Annotated in this window: 1 protein-coding gene; it reads right to left on the minus strand. The window is 60.5% G+C overall.

The genetic code is table 11. The annotated features are described in order from the left end of the window. A partial coding sequence (locus A3709_RS23045) for a carboxylesterase family protein (RefSeq protein WP_156507574.1) occupies positions 1-220 on the minus strand: 220 nt, incomplete at both ends.

Genomic DNA, 220 nt, shown 5'->3' on the forward strand with positions numbered 1-220 from the left:
GAGGCAATCCTCACTTACCGCCGGTGCCATTACCTCGTCGGGGTTGCCACCAAAACCCTCAACCACACCGCGATACCAATTGGTAATGTGATCGCCCTGGAAACAAGCAGGCGCAAAGGCATCCGCCGCTAGCTTGCCGGCGGGGTATTCAGGAGGACGGGGAGATTGCCAGCGCAGTTCACCTACCGGTGGCTGGGCGAAAGGCAGCCCGAGAAACGCA

Source organism: Halioglobus sp. HI00S01, from assembly GCF_001635445.1.
GTDB classification, from domain to species: Bacteria; Pseudomonadota; Gammaproteobacteria; order Pseudomonadales; family Halieaceae; genus Halioglobus; species Halioglobus japonicus.